This window comes from Xanthomonas sp. SHU 166, from assembly GCF_000364685.1.
Lineage (GTDB): Bacteria > Pseudomonadota > Gammaproteobacteria > Xanthomonadales > Xanthomonadaceae > Xanthomonas_A > Xanthomonas_A sontii.
The window spans coordinates 1-2,398 of record NZ_AQOJ01000378.1; the positions used below are offsets into that span (position 1 = coordinate 1).

The 2,398-nt window shown below is 72.0% G+C and carries 1 protein-coding gene; it reads right to left on the reverse strand.

Features of this window, described 5'->3' with window-relative positions; translation table 11 throughout:
• Positions 1 to 309 precede the first annotated feature (309 nt).
• On the reverse strand, positions 310 to 2,398 hold a 2,089-nt coding region (locus tag D180_RS10545), incomplete at its 5' end, for a glycoside hydrolase family 3 N-terminal domain-containing protein (RefSeq protein WP_017912766.1).

The following is a 2,398-nucleotide window of genomic DNA, read 5'->3' on the forward strand; positions in this document are numbered from 1 at the left end:
GCCACGGTGGCGACCGCGTGGCCGCCACCGCCAGACCCTGCAAAGCGTCGGGACTGAAGTCCCTCCCACAGTGCACCCGGGTAAGGCTCCGCACGGCTCTGCGAGAAGGGCTCCGTGTAGTCTCAAAACCGCCTGGAGCCGCTCCCGCAATGAGGTCCCATGCCGCATCGCGCATTGCGCATCGCGCATCGCGCATCGTGACGCGACAGCCCGCAGTGCCGCCGACGTGAAATGCCGCCCACGTTGGCCACGCGCCGACCGCGGTGGCGACCGCGTGGCCGCCACCGCCAGCGTTTGCCGAGGCGGCGATCAGCCCAGCAGTTCGAAGCTGGCCGTCAGCCCCGGTGCCTGCGCCGAAGGCGCGACCCACAGATCGAACTGGCCCGGTTCCACCGTCGGCTTGAGCGCCTGGCCCACGAACAGCAGATCCTCGCGGCGCAGCACGAAGTCCACGCTGGCGCTGCCGCCGGCCGGCACCGCGACCTTGCGGAAATCCTTCAGTTCGCGCACCGGGCGGGTGATGCTGGCGCTGCGGTCGCGGACGTACAGTTGCACCACTTCCTCGGCGTCGCGGTGGCCGCGGTTGTGGATGCGTGCGGCGACCTTCAGCGTGCCGCCGGCGGCCAGCCGCGACGTGCTCAAGGTCAGTTCGCCGTACTCGATGCGGCCATAGGTCAGGCCGTGGCCGAACGGGAACAACGCGGTGTTGGAGATCGTGCGGTAGTGGGTGGTGAAGGGTGTCAGCGCGTTCGGGCGCGGATCCGGGCGACCGGTGGGCTTGTGCGCGTAGTAGTACGGCGACTGCCCGGATTCGTGCGGGAAGCTCACCGGCAGGCGCCCGGAGGGGCCGTGCACGCCGAGCAGGATGTCGGCCAGCGCCGGGCCGGAGGCCGAGCCGAGGAACCAGCTGACCAGGATCGCCGGCGCGTCCAGTACCGCGCCGTCGAGCACCAGCGCACGGCCATTGCTGAGCACCACCACCACCGGCGTGCCGGTGGCCGCCACGGCGGCCAGCAGCGACTGCTGCGCGCCGGGGATGCTGATGTCGGTGCGCGACTGCGCTTCGCCGGAGTAGCGCAGCGGTTCGCCGATCGCCAGGATCGCCACGTCGGCCGCGGTCGCCGCGGCCACCGCCGCCTGCACGCCGCCGGGCAGTGCGTGTTCGAACGCGCAGCCTTCCACCACCTGCAACGCGGCCGGATCGGCCAATTGCGCGCGCAGGGCCGTGGCCAGGTCGTTGCCGCTGTCGTCGCCGCCGAACAGGGTCCACGGTCCGGCGCTCTCCACCCAGTTGCTGGCCATCGGCCCGATCAGCGCGATGCGCTGGCCCTGGCGCTTGAGCGGCAGCAGTTCGCCCTCGTTCTTGAGCAGCACCACCGATTTGCGTGCGGCCTCGTGCGCCAGTGCCAGCGTCTCCGGGCGCCGCTGCCGCGCCTGCGCGCGCTCGGGCACGATGCGCAGGAACGGGTCGTCGAACAGGCCCAGCGCGGCCTTGAAGCGCAGCACGCGGCGCACCGCGTCGTCCAGCCGCGCCATCGGCACCGCACCGTCGGCGACCAGGCCAGGCAGGTGCTGCAGGTACAGCCCGCTCTGCATGCTGATGTCCACGCCGGCCAGGAACGCCAGCCGCGCCGCGTCGCGCGCATCGCGGGCGTAGCCGTGCGCGACCAGTTCCAGGTCGCCGGTGTAGTCGGAGACGACCAGGCCGCTGTAGTTCCACTCGCCGCGCAGCACCTGGCTCAGCAGCCAGGTGTTGGCGGTGGCGGGCACGCCGGACAGCTCGTTGAAGGAAGCCATGGTGGTCACCGCGCCGGCGCCGAAGGCGGCCTGGAACGGCGGGAAATACACCTCGCGCAGGGTGCGCTCGGAGATGTCGACGGTGTTGTAGTCCAGGCCGGCCTCGGCCGCGCCGTAGGCGGCGAAGTGCTTGGCGCAGGCGGCCAGCGCATCGGCATGGTCGATGCCTTCGCCCTGGAAGCCGCGCACGCGGGCCTCGGCGAAACGCCGGCCCAGCAGCACGTCCTCGCCGCTGCCTTCCACGCCGCGGCCCCAGCGCGCATCGCGGGCGATGTCGACCATCGGCGCGAAGGTCCAGTCGATGCCGACCGCGCTGGCTTCCAGTGCGGCGGCACGCGCGGTGCGTTGCGCCAGCTCCGGCTCGAAGCTGGCGGCTTCGCCCAGCGGCACCGGGAACACGGTGGTGAAGCCGTGGATCACATCGGCGGCGAACAGCATCGGGATCTTCAGCCGGCTCTCCAGCGCGGCCTGCTGCAGTTGCTGGTGCCAGCGCACGTTGGAGCCGTTGAAGATGCCGGTCAGGCGTCCGGCGCGCGCCGCGGCTAACTGGCCCTCGGCGGTGGGGCGCACGTTGACCGGATTGGCGGCGGCCGCCGCATCG